General features: G+C 58.4%; 13 protein-coding genes. 9 read left to right on the top strand and 4 right to left on the bottom strand.

Features of this window, described 5'->3' with window-relative positions:
- Positions 1–61: 61 nt before the first annotated feature.
- Positions 62–757: a pirin family protein gene (locus tag U6037_RS13590; RefSeq protein ID WP_322847123.1), complete on the top strand. Its 696-nt coding sequence runs from the start codon at positions 62–64 to the stop codon at positions 755–757.
- Positions 758–826: 69 nt separating this feature from the next.
- On the opposite strand, the gene pgm is transcribed toward U6037_RS13590, so the two are convergent.
- The 4 genes from pgm to U6037_RS13570 form a co-directional block, all read right to left on the bottom strand.
- A complete protein-coding gene (gene pgm / locus U6037_RS13585) occupies positions 827–2,473 on the bottom strand; it encodes a phosphoglucomutase (alpha-D-glucose-1,6-bisphosphate-dependent) (protein ID WP_322847122.1) in 1,647 nt (548 codons plus the stop codon).
- 105 nt (positions 2,474–2,578) lie between these two features.
- Positions 2,579–3,979 (bottom strand): PLP-dependent aminotransferase family protein, encoded by a 1,401-nt coding sequence (locus U6037_RS13580; RefSeq protein WP_322847121.1) that lies wholly within the window; start codon positions 3,977–3,979, stop codon positions 2,579–2,581.
- Between the two features lie 49 nt (positions 3,980–4,028).
- The gene (locus U6037_RS13575; RefSeq protein WP_322847120.1) at positions 4,029–5,495 is read right to left on the bottom strand and encodes a hypothetical protein; all 1,467 of its coding nucleotides are present in this window, start codon (positions 5,493–5,495) and stop codon (positions 4,029–4,031) included.
- A gap of 550 nt (positions 5,496–6,045) precedes the next feature.
- Positions 6,046–7,068, bottom strand: a complete 1,023-nt coding sequence (locus U6037_RS13570) for a zinc-dependent alcohol dehydrogenase family protein (protein WP_016983050.1) — start codon at positions 7,066–7,068, stop codon at positions 6,046–6,048.
- 270 nt (positions 7,069–7,338) lie between these two features.
- On the opposite strand from U6037_RS13570, the gene U6037_RS13565 reads away from it, so the two are divergent.
- From U6037_RS13565 to U6037_RS13530, 8 genes are all read left to right on the top strand, one after another.
- Positions 7,339–8,253 carry a LysR family transcriptional regulator gene (locus U6037_RS13565; protein WP_034154182.1) on the top strand — a complete coding sequence of 305 codons (915 nt, stop codon included), beginning with the start codon at positions 7,339–7,341 and terminating at the stop codon, positions 8,251–8,253.
- 337 nt (positions 8,254–8,590) lie between these two features.
- Positions 8,591–9,088, top strand: coding sequence for a PAAR domain-containing protein (locus U6037_RS13560; protein ID WP_007914923.1), 498 nt, complete (start codon positions 8,591–8,593; stop codon positions 9,086–9,088).
- 4 nt (positions 9,089–9,092) lie between these two features.
- Positions 9,093–9,827: a hypothetical protein gene (locus U6037_RS13555; protein WP_007914925.1), complete on the top strand. Its 735-nt coding sequence runs from the start codon at positions 9,093–9,095 to the stop codon at positions 9,825–9,827.
- On the top strand, positions 9,824–10,339 hold the full coding sequence (locus U6037_RS13550; protein WP_322847119.1) for a hypothetical protein: 516 nt from the start codon (positions 9,824–9,826) through the stop codon (positions 10,337–10,339). The genes U6037_RS13555 and U6037_RS13550 overlap by 4 nt, the downstream gene beginning before the upstream one ends.
- Positions 10,340–10,581: 242 nt before the next feature.
- Complete coding sequence (locus U6037_RS13545) at positions 10,582–12,321, top strand: dipeptidase (protein WP_322847118.1); 1,740 nt, start codon at positions 10,582–10,584, stop codon at positions 12,319–12,321.
- A 272-nt stretch (positions 12,322–12,593) separates the two neighbouring features.
- Positions 12,594–13,847, top strand: coding sequence for a multidrug efflux RND transporter periplasmic adaptor subunit MexE (gene mexE, locus U6037_RS13540; RefSeq protein ID WP_242207094.1), 1,254 nt, complete (start codon positions 12,594–12,596; stop codon positions 13,845–13,847).
- A gap of 15 nt (positions 13,848–13,862) precedes the next feature.
- A complete protein-coding gene (locus U6037_RS13535) occupies positions 13,863–17,054 on the top strand; it encodes an efflux RND transporter permease subunit (RefSeq protein ID WP_322847117.1) in 3,192 nt (1,063 codons plus the stop codon).
- A complete protein-coding gene (locus U6037_RS13530; protein ID WP_322847116.1) occupies positions 17,051–18,472 on the top strand; it encodes a TolC family protein in 1,422 nt (473 codons plus the stop codon). The genes U6037_RS13535 and U6037_RS13530 overlap by 4 nt, the downstream gene beginning before the upstream one ends.
- The last annotated feature ends 99 nt before the right edge of the window (positions 18,473–18,571 follow it).

Below are 18,571 nucleotides of genomic sequence, written 5' to 3'. Positions count from 1 at the left end.
CACCGGTCTCGCGTCGGGTGCAACCATCACGCCCCATGCCGAGCCTTTTGAGGAGACGATCATGCTTGAACTCAGACCTTTCAGCTCGCTGGGCGGCGCCCATCACGGCTGGCTGGATGCTCATCACCACTTTTCGTTCGCCGAATACTACGACCCGCAACGGATGAACTGGGGCAACCTGCGCGTCTGGAACGATGACGTGATCGCAGCAGGCACTGGTTTCCCTCAGCACCCGCATCGCGACATGGAAATCATCACCTATGTCCGTGAAGGTGCGATTACTCACCAGGACAACCTGGGCAACAAGGGCCGCACCGAGGCTGGCGACGTCCAGGTGATGAGTGCCGGCACCGGCATCGCGCACAGCGAATACAACCTGGAATCGAAAGACACCCGGATCTTCCAGATCTGGATTCTGCCGACGGAAACCGGCGCGCCACCCTCTTGGGGTGCCAAACCTTTCCCGAAAGGCCAGCGTGAAGGCTTTGTCACCCTGGCCAGCGGCAAGGATGGTGATGACCAGAGCCTGCGGATTCGCGCTGATGCACGATTGGTCGCGGCCAATCTCAAGGCAGGTGAAACGGCGGAATATCATCTGGATGAAGGCCGCCGTGCATATCTGGTACCAAGCACCGGTGTGATTGAAGTCAACGGCTTGCGCGCACAGGCTCGAGACGGTGTGGCCGTGGCGCAGGAGCGCGTGCTGACCGTCACGGCCATTGAGGACAGCGAGATTGTGCTGGTGGATCTGGCTTGACCACTTGAATGACGGGCAAAAAAAGGGGCAACCATAATGGTTGCCCCTTTTTTCATGCACTTGCGAACATCACTTGCTGGAGATGGCGCCATCCACCAGCGCCTGGGCTTCTACGACCAATTGTTTCAGGTGGTCGTCACCGATGAAGCTTTCGGCGTAAATCTTGTAGATGTCTTCGGTGCCCGACGGACGCGCAGCGAACCAGCCGTTTTCAGTCATTACTTTCAGACCGCCGATCGCCTGATCGTTGCCCGGCGCATGGCTGAGAATGCTCTGAATTTTCTCACCGGCCAGTTCGGTCGAGGTGACCTGCTCCGGTGACAATTTGCTCAGCAGTGCTTTCTGCTCGGGGTTGGCCTTGGCGTCGACGCGTACCGAGAATGGTTCGCCCAGCTCATCGGTCAATGCCTTGTAGGCCTGGCTCGGATCGCGACCGGTGCGTGCGGTCATTTCGGCGGCGAGCAATGCCGGGATCAGACCGTCCTTGTCGGTGCTCCACACGCCACCGTCCTTGCGCAGGAACGATGCGCCGGCGCTCTCTTCGCCGCCGAAACCCAGCGAGCCATCGAACAGGCCGTCAGCGAACCATTTGAAACCGACCGGGACTTCGTAAAGTCGACGCCCCAGACGCTTGGCAACACGATCGATCAGACCGCTGCTGACCACGGTTTTGCCCACGCCGGCATCCGCACGCCACTGCGGGCGGTTCTGGAACAGGTAATCGATCGACACCGCGAGGTAATTGTTCGGCGCCAGCAAGCCACCGGACGGCGTCACAATACCGTGGCGGTCGTGATCCGGGTCGCAGGCAAAAGCCACGTCGAATCGCTCTTTCAGGCCGATCAGGCCTTGCATCGCGTGGCTGGACGACGGGTCCATGCGAATCTGGCCATCCCAGTCGACGGTCATGAAACGGAACGTCGCGTCGACTGCCTTGTTGACCACTTGCAGATCGAGGCGGTAATGCTCGGCAATCGCCGACCAGTAGCGCACCCCTGCTCCTCCCAGCGGATCAACGCCCAGACGCAGTTTGGCGTCGCGAATGGCGTCGAAGTCGATGACGTTGATCAGGTCGGCTACGTAGGTGTTCAGGTAATCGTGGCGATGCGTCGTGCTGGCCTTGAGCGCCTGCTCGTAGCTGATGCGTTTCACACCGGCCAGTTTGGCGGCCAGCAGTTCATTGGCCTTGGCTTCGATCCACTTGGTGATGTGGGTGTCGGCCGGACCGCCATTGGTTGGGTTGTACTTGTAACCACCGCTTTGTGGCGGGTTGTGCGACGGCGTGATGACGATGCCGTCTGCCAGACCCGAAGTGCGACCACGGTTGTAGCAAAGAATGGCGTGGGAAATGGCTGGCGTTGGCGTGTATTCATCACCTTCGGCGATCATCACGGTGACACCGTTGGCCGCCAGCACTTCCAGCGCGCTGGCACCGGCCGGGGTCGACAGCGCGTGGGTGTCGATGCCGACAAACAGCGGCCCGGTAATCCCTTGTGCTTCGCGATACAGGCAGATCGCCTGGCTGATGGCCAGAACGTGCCATTCGTTGAAACTCAAGTCGAAAGAGCTGCCCCGGTGTCCGGACGTACCGAACGCCACACGCTGAGTGGAAATCGAGGCGTCGGGCTGTCCGGTGTAATAAGCCGTCACCAGTCGCGGGATATCGACCAACAATTCTGCCGGTGCCGGTTTGCCCGCAAAAGGACTGAGTGTCATGCAAAACCTCTGAAATAGAGTGGTTCAGGAATGGAGCGCAGTTTACTGGCAGTTTGACCGCAGTGCGATGGGATCTATCCGGGACTCTCCCGATGTTTTTTAACGTTAGTCAGTGGGTGCCAGCCGCAATGCGTCACCGATCAACCCGACCACACTGGCCAGGTCATGGTCGGCATGAGTCAGCGGGCTCAAACGCAGGTGGTGTGCATGCAGGCCTTGCAGGCTGAACAGCTCGCCCGGCGCAATAACGATCTGCTGCCTGAGCAGACGCTGAAAAACATACCCCATGTTCACCGGTCGCAGCGAACGCACCCAGACGGTTGCGCCGCCCTGGGGTTCGACAATCTGCAACGCATCACCGAGGCGCTCGCGCAACAGGTCGATCAGGTGCGTGCGCCGCTCCTTGAGCATCCGCCGCAATATGGCCAGATGCTGATCCAGCCGACCACCGCCAAGCAGCCTGGCGATAGCCTTCTGACGGATGGGCGACAAGCGAAACGCGCGCAACAGGAAATGCCTTTGCAATTCATTACGCCAATGACGCGACAGCAAAAAGCCGAAAGGCGCCTCGGCACCGATGAATCTCTCGAACGTGGAGAACACCAGCAAACGATCCGGGTCCAGGCAGTCGCGCAAGCGCTGGGCGTCACCGCCTTCATGAAGCTCGCTGTAACAATCGTTTTCCAGCACCCACGTGCCATGGTGGCGGAGCAAATGCGCGATTGCCTGCTGGTTGCCCAGTGGGCGCAAGGTGCCCCGGGGCATGCTCAACGCCGCTGACAAAAGAATCAGACGCACCGGCTCACTTTGCAGCAACGACTCCAGTCGCTGCGCATCGATCACGCCTCCGGCAAGCAACGGCAGCTCGATAACGCGCACTTCAGCGGCCTCCAGCAGACGCAAGATCACCCAGTCACAAGGCGATTCAACGATCACGGTGGCCCGACGCAACTCAAGCACCGAAATCAGTATTTCCAGGACACTGCGCAGGTCGGCGCCGATATAGACGTCATCCGCGCGCCAGTAATTGGCGGTAGACGAGGTGTAGCGCGCGGCCAAAACCATGCGCAGTTCCAGCTCTCCACAAGGTTGCACCAGCGCTTGCGGCTGACGAGGATACTGGCGCAGCAGTTCACGCTCCAGCATCAGCAATGGACTGTCCAGTGGTTGCAGCGAGGCGGGTTCATCACTGCTCAACACACACATGCCGGGTCGCCTGGCGTTGACGTAAACGGTTTCGAGCAAATCACTGCCGCTGTCGGGCGAATCCATCACGTGCAGCGGCTGCGCGTAGTAACCGGACTTGGCAATCGAATAGACCCGCCCTTCCTTCTCCAGCAGCGAATACGCGTACTGGACAGTCGAGATCGACACATTGAGCCGTTCAGCCAATTGTCGCAGTGACGGCAAGCGCACTGGCGGGCTACTCCCCGCCTCGTCTATCAACAACTTCAAATACCGATAAACCGCCTGGTAAACGAAGTCATTCTCTCTCGACGTTTTCACGAGCCCGCGTCCATGGGCATGGGCTCATCTGCGGACAAGCAGCACACGATCAACCTTCCGCCGTTCGATCGGCGGGAGGCTCAGCCAGCGTATCGTCCTCGTTGTCGTTCTGCGCTGCACCTTCGCTGGATTCAGGCATGCGCACAGGCGCCATTGCATACAAACGCACAATCATCCTGACTGGCAGCCCGCTGACATCCGTCATCCACTTCAGTACCTGCTCCGGAGCATGCAGCCCTTGCATTGCCCGATGCAGATCCGGCAACGCCACCAGCATCCCGGGATGACAATTGCGCAAGAAGCGCTCGAGCCCGGCGCCCCCATTGATAAAAGGCGCAAACAAAAGGCATGCCAGCTGGATTTCATTCAGCTCGAAACTGGCCTGCAAGGCGTTTGCCGCCTGCGAACGCAGATGCTCGGGCGCCTGCAAATCGCCGAAGCTTGCCAGCAATTGTTCGCACACAGGCTCGGGGACCTGCTTTTGCCGCATGGTTATCAGGAGACCGGTCAGGTAATCACTGACGCCGGCCTCATAGGTGCGCCCCTCTATGAATTGCGTCTGCAAACCTCGCAAGTGCGCGGCCACCACAGGCTCCACGTGTTCATCGTCTCCTTGATAGAGCGTCACGTCGTCAGCCTGAAAACCCAGAAAATCACTCAGCAAAGGCCAGCGTTCTTCGAGCTTGCCGACAATCATGTCGTTGATATTGATAAAACTGGTTCGCCGACAGGCCTCGAAATGACCTTCCGGGCGCCAGGTTACCCGCTCCTCTTCGGGGTAAAACTCGCGGTAATAATCGCCGCCCAGCCCGTCGAGCAGCGGGAACAGCATTTCAAAACCGACGGTGCTCATCTGCGGCGCGGCAATCGCGGCTTTGTGCGTGGCGCGTTCCAGTCCGTCGAGGAAGTGCCGCTGACGACGTGCGGACTCGCTGCCGATCATCGCGTCGACGCCATTGTTCCAGCGTGCAACCTGACCGTAGAACTCGGCGGTGGCCAGGTACGCGTCATCCCACAGTTCAAGCGGTTCATTCCAGGCTCGACGATGCCCGATCAACAGCAGGTTGACACGATTGCTCTCGCGACCGGCTTCGCCAATGGGTGTCTGATGATCAAACGGCAACACCTCGCGGTGATCGACCATCACCAGCTCTACCCGAGGATCGTCATACAGAAACAGTGCACTGTAGCTGCGGTGCAGGTTTTGCAGGGACGTTTCACTGTTGCCGTTCCAGCGCAAGGTCGCCACCCGTAGCTGAAAGGTCGCAGGCGCACGGCCGGCAATGCTCAATTGCGCGGCCCGCAGCAAGGCCAGGGTGTAACAACTGTCGCGCGACCCGGACTGGTTCACCAGCACCTTGAAATGACCGATGTTCTCCATGCCGCCCGCCGCCACTGCCAGTCGCTGGATCAGCAACTGCAGCGCCGTGCGCTCCGCGCGGGAAAAGAAACTCAGCAAACGTTGCAATACTTGCTGGTAGACATAGTTCATTGCCTGATCATGGATCGTGCTCATCGGTATTTACCCAGTATCGAAAGTTTCCTGCCGCACGCACTGAAATATCAGTCGGGCGACAATTCATCAATAAGTAATAGACGTTCGAATGCTAACACTTACAAGTTTGAAGTTATTTGAAACACTTGAGCTTAAAAAAACCCTTCAGCCGCCAAAAGACAACCTCAACCCCCTGTAATTGCTGGGATATTTTTTTCTGGACGCGATCCTAGGAAACTTCCCACAAGGTCCCACGACAAGTGAGTACAAGAAAAAGAGAAGCGGTTTCCGAATAGGCCTACAACAATTAAACAGAAATAGGCACGACCAACAGATTTGCTCGTTTTATATCGCGCAGGACAAATTGAAAGCACAGACATGGCTCATTCCTTGAGATGAAAGTAATCATTCAATTATCAGGGCTTACATTGTGATTAGAAGATACAGATCGCGAGCAAAAACCGGTTCAGTTGCTGATCGGTCGTGGCGCCATTGCCACGGTGCGCTGTTTTTCAGGAGGGGAAGCTAAACGCAGAAGAGTCCGTGGGGCCACGGACTCTGATGACAGGGCTTACGCCGGTTCGACTTGCAGGGCTACCCGTTCGCGGCACGGGCATTCGTCCATGTAGCGATGCGCTTCGACGAACTCGTTGAACGGAAATACACGCGTCTTCAGCGGCAGCAACACACGGTCAGCGGTCAACTGATTGATATCACGCAGGGCACGTTGCAGCGCGACGTGGTCCTGAGTGATGCCCAGTTCCGGCTTGCCGGTAAAGTTGCCGATGCAGTGCACGAAGAACTGGATGTTCTTCTGGAACGCTGCGCAGGCCGGGAACGGCGTCTGGTTGCCACCCTGCAGGCCGTACAGCACCAGGCTGCCACGCGGCGCCAGCACATCGCCAAGCAGCGACATCTGCGGACCGCCGAGGCCGTCGAACACCACGTCGACACCGCGGTTGTCAGTGATCTTGTTGATTCGCATCAACAGATCTTCCTCTTCGGTGACGATGACCTTTTCAGCGCCAAGGGACAGCAGGTACTCGCGCTCCTCTGCTTCCTTGGTCGCGGCGATCACCCGCACGCCCATCGCCTTGCCCAACTGGACAAACGAAGGACCGGCGCAATGACTGGCGTCAGTGACCAGGGCAAACTGCCCCGGCTTGACCCGCGCCAGATCGGCGTAGGCAAAGTAGGCGATCAACAGCGGTGTGTAATGCACACTGGCTTCAATCGGGCTGAGTACATCCGGATAACGGGTCAGCGCAGTACGCGGCAGCACGATCGATTCACCGTAGACCGGGTAGTCGTTCGCACTCTCGGCCGGAAAGCTGGCGACCTTGTCACCCACTGCCAGATCATCGACACCGTCGCCGACAGCGGTGATCACACCGGCCATCTCGTGACCAAGACCCGCAGGCAGTCGCGCCTGAGACGAGGCCAGATTCTGACGCCAGAGGGTGTCATACCAGCTGATGCCGATCGCCTCGACACGCACCTGCACTTCGCCAGGACCTGGCTGAGCGGCCGCATGCTCTTCGCATTTGAGCACCTCGGCCGGACCAAACTTGTGAAAACGGATCGTGCGGGACATCGCAAACCTCGTCAAAGTAACCTCTAATGCCATGAACTCTATCTGGGCTTTTGACCCAAGACTATCAGTGGCTATTAATAGTCGACATGCCTGTCATTGATTCCGCAACAGGGGCGGCAGTGGCAAAATCCATGAAAAAACTGCTGCCACCGTCTCAGTAAAGCTGAATTTTCCGGTGCAGAGTACCAGCCTTTCCCCGTAAGATTCATGCCGGCCATTGTTCTCATATGGCCGCTCTCGTCAAGCTTGATGACTCTGCCAGGACTCCAGATGAATCGTAATGACCTGCGTCGTGTCGACCTGAACCTGTTGATCGTATTCGAAACATTGATGCACGAACGCAGTGTGACCCGGGCGGCAGAAAAGCTGTTCCTCGGTCAACCGGCGATCAGTGCGGCGCTTTCGCGCCTGCGCAGCCTGTTCGATGACCCGTTATTCGTGCGCACCGGGCGCAGCATGGAACCGTCCGCCCGCGCGGTGGAAATCTTCGCCCTGCTCTCGCCCGCCCTCGATTCGATTTCGACCGCCGTCAGCCGTGCAGCCGAATTCGACCCGGCCACCAGCACTTCGGTATTTCGCATCGGTTTGTCCGACGACGTCGAATTCGCCCTGCTGCCGATGCTGCTCAAACGCCTGCGCGCCGAATCGCCGGGCATCGTGCTGGTGATCCGTCGCGTCAACTACATATTGATGCCGGGCCTGTTGGCCTCCGGCGAGATATCCATTGGCGTCAGCTACACCACGGACCTGCCGGCCAACGCCAAGCGCAAGGTCCTGCGTCGCAGCGCACCAAAATTGCTGCGCGCCGATACCGTGCCGGGGCCGTTGAGCCTGGACGACTACTGCGCACGTCCGCATGCGCTGGTGTCGTTTGCCGGCGACCTCAGTGGTTTCATTGATGAAGAGCTGGAAAAACTCGGGCGCAAACGGCATGTGGTGCTGGCCGTGCCGCAGTTCAATGGCTTGAGTACGTTGTTGGCGGGCACTGACATCGTGGCGACCGTGCCGGATTACACGGCGGATGCGCTGACGGCGGCTGGCGGCGTTCGCGCGGAAGATCCACCACTGCCGACGCGTACGTTTGAACTGCACATGGCTTGGCGTGGGTCGCAGGATAATGATCCGGGTGAGCGTTGGTTGCGGTCGCGGATTCAGATGTTTTTTGGCGATCCAGATAGCCTGTGAATCGCGCTGGCTGTTCTGAATATTATTGAACGCAAGCGTAGCTTGCGGCATTCTTCGCAACGAAATTTCCAGGGACGGTAAAATTTGATGCGTACTTCACGTATGCAAGCGCTTGTGCCCCTCGCCTCTTCAAACACCACCGATGTGATTGAAGGCGAACACTCGCATCCGTCCGGATGCACATGGGGTCAATGTCTCGCAGAGCTGACACCACATCCTCACCATTCCCGATTACTACGACCACCAAGGCTGTCGATCCAGCGAACAGCCCTGGCTGTTCTACGATACGGCTATTCATCACGGCTGCCCGATCTGACCTCTTGAAACGGAACTTCGCATGAGCGGAAAACCTGCTGCACGCCTCACGGACCCCACTAGCTGCCCTCTTCCGGGACATGGCACAAATCCAATTGCCAGTGGTTCACCCAATGTGAACTTTGACGGGCTTGCTGCCGCCCGGATGACCGACAAATCCGCTTGTGGCAGTCCGATCACGGGAGGCGTCAGCTCGACCGTTTTCATCAATGGTTTGAATGCTGCGACGATCGACAGCACGGGCGGACACGGCAACATCGTTGTGGGCGGTTCCGGAACAGTCATCATCGGCGACACCTTCGTCTCGGCACCTTTCAGCGGTCTGCTGCCGATGCCGGTGCACTTCAGCGACAAGATCAAATTGATCGACGAAAGCACCGGTGAGCCCATGCCTAATCATGCCTACGCGATTCAGCGCGCGGACGGCAGTTTCGAGTACGGCACCAGTGATTCGCTGGGGTTCACGCACGTCGTGAGTTCACACGTGGCAGAAACCTTCAAACTATTTCTGGAAGATTGAAAACATGCCGGCAGAGCAAATCCAGCTTCCCAATGGAAATACCGCGAGTCTGGCCGTCACGCCGACGTTAACACTCGTGAAGGACCAGTCGGTAAAGACGGCTCCCGTTCCCGTAAAGAAGGCGATCGTTTTTTTCATTGGTGGGGCTGCCGACCAAGAGAAATACTATTTTCAAGGCGCGTTCCACAATATCGACGACGCAAAAAAACAGCTCGACGGCAAAATTGCGGGCAGCGCCAAGCTGCCGGCGAAATACACGGGGTTCCCTAAAAGTTATAAGGATGCAAGGGGTTCCGGCGATATCCAGACTCACTTCATCGACAACATTCCCAGCAAATCCTGCCCGGTTTACATCGTCGGCCACAGCCTCGGCGGATGGAACGGCGCACATCTGTCACAGATCCTTTCCGAAGCCGGTTACACCATCAAATATCTGGTGACACTCGATCCAGTGGGTGAAGGATTCCTGGTATGGCTGGGTTCCGACATCTATTTTTCGGAGCCAACGCCTGTCGCTGAAACATGGATCAACATCCGGGCCAACGCCAGTACACCTGACCAATCTGACGGTGTCGCAGAATTCGGGGAGCGTTGGATGATCGAGTCTGGTCCGACCATCAACAAAACCATTGATAGGCACCATGCATCTGCTGACTGGATGTTTATAGAACCTGTGCAAGGGACGAAGTCCGCCTGCGATCTGATTTTTGACTCAATCAACGGTATTTTCGGCCAATGAACAGCTTCCGCGCGGTCATATACCTGGGCGTTCTACTCTGCACCGGCTGCGTAAAAACGGCCAGCATTCCGCCCGCCGACCTCACGCTATCGTCGTTTGAGCTCGGCCCCGCCAATCTGTTCACGGCCCACTTCAACTCCACTGTGGATTTGCAGAACGCTTTCAATGATTACGAAAACTCCAACCAGCTCAACCCTACCCTGATCTGCTCTCTCAATCGCGACATGGAGTTCTCATCCGAGCATTCAATCGCGGTAAAAGCCGAAGGGCGAGTGAACGCAAGCGGTCAAGCCAGGCCCAATTACAGGTTTTCCTCCGACCTGATCTTCTACTACACCAATCCGGATGGTACGCAACGCGACTTGAATGACTACGACGCCATCAAACCGTTGCTGACGTCGCAAACTTCAATCCCGTGCAAAGTTCGCATAACCGCCTATGGGTATGAGGCCTATTACACGAATACGTTATTCATCCCCTCCAGAATCATGATTGAACAGATCTTCAGATAGCCGCGCTTTGCTGAACCTGGCGCAAGGATTTGGAGAAGCGCTGGTCGTCAGGTGAGCCCCCATAAAAAAGCCCGGAAACCTTCCCCGGGCTTTTTCATTTGTGCGCCTCTTTTGCATTTTTGTGCGACACATCCCCTTTCAGGACTCCCGCAAGGCTCTGACACGGTGTTAGGTTGTAAGCGTATGTGTCTCAACCTTGAGACACGCCTAACTCACTGCCCTGCAAAGGAATGCCCTTCGTAATGAATGTCCCTTTCAAAAAACTGGCTGCCACCACGTTGATGCTGGCCGGTCTTGCCGTGTTCACGGCGCCCGCACAAGCCAATATCACCCCGCAGCAGAGCGCTGAAATTCTCAAGACTTACAGTGCAGACAAAGCCACAGACTTCCGTCAGTTCCTCGGCAGCCTGAGCAAGAGTGATCTGGCCAAGACCGCCGACATCGGTCCGGCGATTCGCGCCTATCTCGATAACAAGACTTTAAACGCCGATCAGCAGAACGAAATCTATCGTCTGCTGGGTCTCTACACGCGCGCGAAATACAGCGCTGCCGCCACTGAAACCCTGCGCGAACTGGTCGAGATCCCGACTTATCGCAAAGACGGCGTCGATCAGCATGACAACCCGGAATTCATCAAGATCGCCGCGAAGATCAAAAGTCTCGCCGAGTCCTTCAATCTGAAATTCCGCAACATCGACAATCGTGTCTACGAGATCTCTCTCGACGGCACGGGCGATGAAGTCGTCGGTATTCACGCGCATGCCGACGTGGTGCCGGTGACGCCGGAAAACTGGGTGCTCAAGGATGGTACCCGCCTCGACCCGTTCAAGATCACCCTGATCGGCGATCGCATGTATGGTCGCGGCACCGAGGATGACAAGAACGGCATCGTGGTCACGCTCTATGCCATGAAAGTCATCAAGGAAGAAAAACTGCCGCTGGTGCGCAACTTCAAGTTGCTGGTCGACACCACTGAAGAAACCACGGGCGACGCGATCCCTTACTACTTCGAACGCAATCCGACGCCGAACTACAACCTCGCGCTGGATGGTGGTTACCCGGTGGTGATTGCCGAGAAAGGCTACGGCACCGTCATGGCCAACTTCGCCAAGCGCAAAGGTGAAGGCAAAGGTGCGGAAATCATTTCGATGACCGGTGGCCTGGCGACCAACCAGATTCCTTCGGCGTCGGTCGCCACCCTGATTACCGACAAACCTGCTGAACTGGCTGCCAGCCTGCAAAAGGCCGGTGACGAGTTTGCCAAGCGCAATGGCGGCGATTTCCAGGTGAGCGCCAAGGTCGACGGCAAAGACGTCAAACTCACCGTGACTGGCGTATCTGCGCACTCCTCCGAGCCCGAATCCGGGGTCAACCCGGTCGCGCGGATGCTGGTCTTTATCAATAGCCTTGATGGCAAAGTCGCGCTCAAGCACAACCACATCACCGATGCCGCGCGTTACGCTGCCGACAATTGGGGTCTGGACTACCTGGGCAACAAGTTGAATGTCGGTTTCTCCGACGCCTTCATGGGGCCGCTGACGACCTCGCTGACCTACGTCGGCATGGACGAAAAAGCTTTCAAACTCGCGGTCAACCTGCGCGTTCCGAAAGGTAAGTCGCCGGAGAAGCTCAAAGCTGAAATCGCTGAGAAACTGGCGGCGTGGAGCAAGAAGAGCCATGTAGCCGTTGCCTTCGACTATTCGATCGCCGAGCCGATGTACCGCAACCCTGAAGGTGAGTGGGTCAAGGCGCTGCTGGCGGTATCGACTGAAAATCTGGGCATGAAACACGAGTTCGGCACTTCCGCTGGCGCCACCTCGGTGCATGAATTGCCGAACGGCGTGCAATTCGGTCTGGCCATGCCGGATGTGAAATACACCGGGCACACCGATGGCGAGTTCAAGACTGTGGAGCAATTCCAGCTGGATCTGCAGATCGTGACGGAAATGATCGGACGCATCGGCCAGTTGCCGAAACTCTGACCGCATTGTCGAGCCCGCCGCCATGGCGGGTTCGGCATTTTTAATCCCCGCGTAATCCCCGCCGCGCAGCCTCGCTCCTGACTTTTGCAGGTCAGGCAACAGAGAATTGCCACCAAGTAGATTGATAGCCACCTAACGAAAGGTGCATGCTAGAGGGCTCGTTCGGGTCTTATATCATTCCGAATGATAGTTACCTTTGCTTCATTCGATTCGTGCCATCACACCCCGCCGAGCATCATCCGCCCATCTTCAATACATTGGCGGATGCATCCATGGAACAGTCACTCAAACATTTGCGCTTCCCGTTGGCCATGTTGGCCGTACTGGTGATGAGCGCCTGCGGCAAGACTCCGGAGACTGCCGCCAGCATGCCCGCTGCGAAAGTCAGCGTGGCCAAGGTGCTGGAACAACCGGTCAACGAGTGGGACGAATTCACCGGGCGCCTCGAAGCGCCGGAAACCGTTGAAATCCGTCCACGGGTCTCCGGCCAGATCGACGAGGTGGCATTCACCGAAGGCGCGCTGGTCAAAAAAGGCGACCTGCTGTTCCAGATCGACCCACGTCCATTCCAGGCTGAGGTGCGCCGCCTCGAAGCCCTTGTAGCCCAATCCCGCGCCAACGCCACCCGCAGTGAAAACGAAGCCGGCCGTGGTGAACGTCTGCGCGCCAGCAACGCCATTTCCGCCGAACTGGCCGACTCGCGTACCAGCGCTGCACAAGAAGCTCGCGCCGCCGTCGGGGCGCTGCAAGCGCAACTGGACCTGGCCAAACTGAACCTGAGTTTCACCCGCGTCACCGCGCCAATCAGTGGCCGCGTCAGCCGTGCCGAAATCACCGCTGGCAACCTCGTCACCGCCGACACTACGCCGCTGACCAGCGTGGTTTCCACCGATCGCGTTTACGCCTACTTCGACGCCGACGAGCGTGTGTTCCTCAAATACACCCAACTGGCCCGCAACGGTCAGCGCGGCGCCACTACTCCGGTGTACATGGGCCTGTCCAATGAAGACGGCAACCCGCACCTCGGCCAGATGAACTTTGTCGACAACCAGGTCAACCCGAAAACCGGCACAATCCGTGGTCGCGCGGTGTTCGACAACAGCGACGGCACCTACACCCCGGGCCTCTACGCACGCCTGAAACTGGTCGGCAGCGGCACCTACAACGCCATGCTGATCAACGACGAAGCGGTCGGTACTGACCTTGGCAAGAAGTTCGTGCTGGTGATGGATGCGGACAACAAAACCGCGTACCGAGCCGTCGAACTGGGTCCGAAAATCGAAGGCCTGCGCATCGTCCGTACCGGCCTGAACAAGGACGACACGATCATCGTCAAGGGTCTGCAACGGGTTCGTCCTGGTTCACCGGTCACCCCTGAAGTGATCCCGATGGCCAGCGAACAGACCATCGCGGCACTCGCTCAACAACGTCAAGCGCTGGAAGCCAGCAACCTGCCCAAAGTCGCCCCTGCCAAAGGCGCGTCTGGTTCGGTTGTGAAGCTGGCTGCTACGACCCCACGCGGTTAAGGGACGACAACTCCGATGAATTTTTCCCAATTCTTCATTTCACGGCCGATCTTCGCAGCGGTGCTCTCGCTGCTGATCCTGATCGCCGGTGCGATCTCGCTGTTCCAGTTGCCGATCAGCGAGTACCCGGAAGTCGTTCCGCCAACCGTGGTGGTACGTGCCAACTTCCCGGGCGCCAACCCTAAAGTCATCGGTGAAACCGTGGCCGCTCCGCTGGAGCAGGCCATCACCGGCGTCGAGAACATGCTGTACATGTCCTCGCAGTCGACCGCCGACGGCAAGATCACCCTGACCATCACCTTCGCCCTGGGCACTGACCTGGACAACGCGCAGGTGCAGGTGCAAAACCGGGTGACCCGTACCGAACCGAAACTTCCCGAAGAAGTGACGCGCATCGGTATCACCGTCGACAAGGCATCGCCCGATCTGACCATGGTTGTGCACTTGACCTCGCCGGACAAGCGCTACGACATGCTCTACCTGTCCAACTACGCGATCCTCAACATCAAGGATGAGCTCGCTCGTCTCGGTGGTGTCGGTGACGTGCAGCTGTTCGGTATGGGCGACTACTCGCTGCGTGTCTGGCTGGATCCGAACAAGACCGCTTCGCGCAATCTGACCGCGACCGATGTAGTCACCGCGATCCGTGAGCAGAACCGTCAGGTGGCTGCCGGCCAACTCGGTGCGCCCCCTGCCCCGAATGCCCAGAGCTTCCAGCTGTCGGTCAACACTCAGGGCCGTCTGGTCTCCGAGGAAGAGTTCGAGAACATCATCATTCGCGCTGGCGACAATGGTGAGATCACTCGTCTCAAAGACATCGCTCGCGTTGAACTCGGTTCCAGTCAATATGCCCTGCGCTCGTTGCTGGACAACCAACCAGCGGTGGCCATCCCGATCTTCCAGCGTCCAGGCTCCAATGCCATCGACATCTCGAACGAAGTTCGCGGCAAGATGGACGAGCTGAAGAAAAACTTCCCGCAAGGCATGGATTACAGCATCGTCTATGACCCGACGATCTTCGTGCGCGGCTCGATCGAGGCGGTGGTTCACACCCTCTTTGAAGCGCTGATTCTCGTGGTCCTGGTGGTGATCCTGTTCCTGCAAACCTGGCGTGCCTCGATCATTCCGTTGGTGGCAGTGCCGGTGTCGTTGATCGGTACGTTTGCGGTGATGCACCTGTTCGGCTTCTCGCTCAACGCTTTGTCGCTGTTCGGACTGGTACTGGCGATCGGTATCGTAGTGGACGACGCCATCGTGGTGGTGGAGAACGTCGAGCGCAATATCGAGCTCGGATTGAATCCCGTCGAAGCCACTAAGCGCGCCATGCGTGAAGTGACCGGCCCGATCGTTGCCACGGCACTGGTGCTGTGTGCGGTGTTCATTCCGGCGGCCTTCATCTCTGGCCTAACCGGGCAGTTCTATAAGCAATTCGCACTGACCATCGCGATCTCGACCGTGATCTCGGCGTTCAACTCGCTGACCCTGTCGCCAGCACTGGCCGCTGTGTTGCTGAAAAGCCATGACGCGCCGAAAGACCGCTTCTCCAAGGCACTCGACAAGATCTTCGGTGGCTGGCTGTTCCGTCCGTTCAACCGTTTCTTCGATCGTGCCAGCCATGGCTACGTCGGCACGGTGCGCCGGGTTATCCGTAGCAGCGGCATCGCCCTGCTGCTGTACGCAGGCCTGATGGTGCTGACCTTCTTCGGTTTCTCCAGCACGCCGACCGGTTTCGTCCCCGGCCAGGACAAGCAGTACCTGGTAGCGTTCGCACAACTGCCGGACGCTTCGAGCCTGGATCGCACCGAAGAAGTGATCAAGCGCATGTCCGACATGGCGCTGAAACAACCAGGCGTGGAAAGCGCCGTGGCGTTCCCGGGCCTGTCGATCAACGGCTTCACCAACAGCCCGAACGCCGGCATCGTCTTCGTGACGCTGAAACCGTTCGACGAACGTAAAGATCCGAGCATGTCCGCCGGTGCAATTGCCGGTGCCTTGAACGGCCAATACGCGAACATTCAAGAGGCGTACATGGCGATCTTCCCGCCACCGCCGGTACAAGGTCTGGGCACCATTGGTGGTTTCCGTCTGCAAATCGAAGACCGGGGCAACCTGGGCTACGACGAGCTGTACAAGGAAACCATGAACATCATCAACAAGAGCCACAGCGTACCGGAACTGGCCGGCCTGTTCACCAGTTACACCGTGAACGTGCCACAGGTCGATGCCGCTATCGACCGTGAAAAAGCCAAGACCCACGGCGTGGCCGTCAGCGACATCTTCGATACCCTGCAGATCTACCTGGGTTCGTTGTATGCCAACGACTTCAACCGCTTCGGGCGCACCTATCAGGTCAACGTTCAGGCTGAGCAGCAGTTCCGCCTCGAGTCCGACCAGATCGGCCAGCTGAAAGTCCGTAACAACAAAGGCGAAATGATCCCGCTGGCGACCTTCATCAAGGTCAGCGACACCTCGGGTCCGGATCGCGTGATGCACTACAACGGCTTCATCACCGCAGAAATCAACGGTGCCGCAGCCCCGGGCTACAGCTCCGGTCAGGCCGAAAAAGCCATCGAGAAACTGCTGAAAGAGGAGCTGCCGAACGGCATGACCTACGAGTGGACCGACCTGACCTACCAGCAGATTCTGTCCGGCAACACCGCGCTGTTCGTGTTCCCGCTCTGCGTACTGCTGGCGTTCCTCGTGCTCGCCGCTCAATACGAAAGCTGGAGTCTGCCACTGGCGGTGATCCTGATCGTACCGATGACCCTGCTGTCGGCCATCACTGGTGTGATCATCTCGGGCGGTGACAACAACATCTTCACCCAGATCGGCCTGATCGTACTGGTGGGACTTGCCTGTAAGAACGCGATTCTGATCGTCGAATTCGCCAAGGACAAACAGGAAGAAGGCCTCGACCCGCTCGCTGCGGTACTCGAAGCTTGCCGTCTGCGTCTGCGACCGATCCTGATGACCTCCTTCGCGTTCATCATGGGTGTGGTGCCACTGGTGTTCTCCAGCGGTGCCGGTGCCGAAATGCGTCACGCCATGGGTGTGGCGGTGTTCTCCGGGATGCTCGGGGTGACCTTCTTCGGTCTGTTGCTGACGCCAGTGTTCTACGTACTGATCCGTAACTTTGTTGAACGCGGTGAGCAGCGCAAAGCAGCCAAGGCGCTCAATCTTCAAAAGCCACTGGAGGCGCAACAATGAGTCTGAAAGTCTTCCTGCCGAGTCTGCTGGTGCTGGCCCTCAGTGCCTGCGCCGTCGGCCCCGACTACAAGACCCCAGCCACGGAGGCGGCCAACATCACGGCCGTCACCGACGGCGCCGCCGGGCAAAAGAACTTCGACCGTTCGAAATTCGAAGGCATCTGGTGGCAGCAATTCGACGATCCGACCCTCAACCAGTTGGTGACCCAATCGCTGCAAGGCAACCGTGAACTGCGCGTGGCGTTCGCCCGCTGGAAAGCCGCCCGGGCAATCCGCGACGATGCCAGCAACGATGCGATGCCGACCATCACCAGCCGCGCCAGCAGTGACTTGGGCAAGGGCCAGATTCCCGGCCAGACCACCGACCGGGTCAATAGCGAACGCTATGATCTGGGCCTGGACATGGCCTGGGAACTCGATCTGTTCGGGCGCATCCAGCGCAATCTGGAAGCCAGCGACGCCGACCAGCAAGCGGCCGAAGCCGACCTGTATCAACTGCAAGTCACCATGATTGCCGAACTGGTGGACGCTTACGGTCAACTGCGTGGCGCTCAGCTGCGCGAGAAAATCGCCGTGGCCAACCTGAACAACCAGCAGGAGTCGCGCAAGATCACCATCAGCCTGCGTGATGCCGGCGTTGGCGATCAGCTCGATGTCGAACGTGCCGACGCCCGTCTGGCCTCGGTCGAAGCCAGCGTGCCGCAATTGCAGGCGGAACAGGTTCGGCAGAAAAACCGTATCGCTACCCTGCTCGGTGAGCGTCCGGACAAGTTGACCGTCGATCTGAGCCCGAAAGACTTGCCGGCGATTGCCAAGGCCTTGCCGATCGGTGATCCGGGCGAACTGCTGCAGCGTCGCCCGGACATTCTCAGCGCCGAACGCAAACTGGCTTCGGCCACGGCGCGCATCGGCGTGGCGAAAGCCGATCTGTTCCCACGAGTCAGCCTCAGTGGCTTCCTCGGCTGGACCGCCGGACGTGGTTCGCAGATCGGTTCCTCGGCGGCCAACGCCTGGGCACTCGGCCCAAGCATCACCTGGGCGGCGTTCGACCTTGGCAGCGTGCGTGCCCGTTTGCGCGGCGCCGATGCCGATGCCGAAGGCGCACTGGCGACTTACGAGCAACAAGTACTGCTGGCACTGGAAGAGTCGGAAAACGCCTTCAGCGATTACGGCAAACGTCAGCAGCGCCTGATCTCGCTGATCCGTCAAAGCGAATCGAGCCGCAAGGCTGCCGACCTCGCTGAAATCCGCTATCGCGAGGGTACGACTGACTTCCTCGTGCTGCTCGACGCCCAGCGTGAACGCCTGAACGCCGAAGACAGTCAGGCCCAGGCCGAAGTCGACCTGTATCGCGGCATCGTTGCGATCTACAAAGCCCTTGGCGGCGGCTGGCAACCGGAGACAGTCGCCAGCAAGTAATCGATTGTTAAAGAGCTCCTTTGGTTGGCCGCAACCAACCAATTTTTTTGCCCCGCGTATCATTCGGTCGCGGGGTTTTTTTATGCCTCGAAAATCACA

The organism is Pseudomonas sp. B33.4 (assembly GCF_034555375.1).
In the GTDB taxonomy this organism is placed as follows: domain Bacteria; phylum Pseudomonadota; class Gammaproteobacteria; order Pseudomonadales; family Pseudomonadaceae; genus Aquipseudomonas.
The sequence above is the reverse complement of the archived record's forward strand: the minus strand, read 5'-3'. Positions and strand labels throughout refer to the sequence as shown.